Genomic DNA, 1,237 nt, shown 5'->3' on the forward strand with positions numbered 1-1,237 from the left:
TCTAGGCGGAAGATAGAGTAATGACTATGAAAAAATCGCTGATTGTTGCGTTGTCTCAGAATCATGTGATCGGTAGAAATAATAAGCTGCCTTGGTATTTGCCGAATGATCTAAAGTACTTCAAAGAAGTGACGATGGGTAAGCCTATCGTCATGGGACGCAAGACTTTTGAGTCTATTGGAAAGCCGCTTCCGGGAAGAGTCAACATCGTGGTGACACGCAATACAGATTGGTCTGCTGAGGGTGTGAAGGTCGTGCATTCCTTAGAGGAAGCCTTTCAATTGGCTGAATCGATTGCAGAGATTGATGGTCAGAATGAGCTTATGATTATTGGCGGTGACCAAATTTATAAAGCGTCTTTAGATTTGGTTGATAGGATGTATTTGACTGAAGTGCATCGGCATGTGGTAGGGGATGCCTATTTTCCTGAATTTGATCGCTCACAATGGTCGGAGTTAGGTCGGGAAGATTATAAAGCAGAAGAGCCTAATCCTTATGACTACAGTTTTGTTGTGTATGATCGTAAGCCAGCTTAAGCCTTAATAATAAAAAGCCCGAGCATCTCTCAGATACTCGGGCTTTTTGCTCTTTGTTATGCTGTTAGTCGAGCATATCTAAGTTACGTACACCGCCTTTGTCCGCACTAGTGGCTAGTAAAGCATATGCTTTAAGTGCTGGTGTCACTTTACGTGGACGATCTTCTAATGGCTTCCACGCATCTTTTCCTTTTGCGTCCATTGCATCGCGGCGAGCTTGTAACTCAGCATCGCTAAGTTTCACGTTGATGCTACGTTCAGGAATGTTGATTTCAATGATGTCGCCCTCTTCAATCAGGCCTATAGCACCACCTGCTGCAGCTTCTGGTGAGCAGTGACCGATAGATAGGCCAGAGGTGCCGCCTGAGAATCGACCGTCGGTTAATAGCGCACATGCTTTACCAAGGCCTTTCGATTTAAGGTAACTTGTTGGGTAAAGCATCTCTTGCATCCCTGGGCCGCCTTTCGGACCTTCGTAGCGAATAACGACAACGTCGCCTTCACTTACTTCATCGTTCAAAATACCTTTTACTGCTGAGTCTTGGCTTTCGAAGATCTTTGCTTTACCCGTGAATACGTGGATTGACTCATCAACGCCTGCCGTCTTCACAACACACCCATCAAGAGCGATATTGCCATAAAGAATAGCGAGGCCGCCCTCTAGCGAGAACGCGTTTTCGATAGAACGAATACAACCATCT

The 1,237-nt window shown here is 45.4% G+C and carries 2 protein-coding genes; one reads left to right on the forward strand and one right to left on the reverse strand.

The features are described 5' to 3' along the window. The first annotated feature begins 26 nt into the window (after positions 1-26). Complete coding sequence (locus A3739_RS16380) at positions 27-536, forward strand: dihydrofolate reductase (RefSeq protein ID WP_068477446.1); 510 nt, start codon at positions 27-29, stop codon at positions 534-536. 64 nt (positions 537-600) lie between these two features. Here A3739_RS16380 and A3739_RS16385 read toward each other — a convergent pair. Beyond that, the coding region (locus A3739_RS16385) for a dihydroxy-acid dehydratase (protein ID WP_197472374.1) at positions 601-1,237 on the reverse strand (637 nt) is incomplete at its 5' end.

It is taken from the genome of Oleiphilus sp. HI0067 (assembly GCF_001635735.1).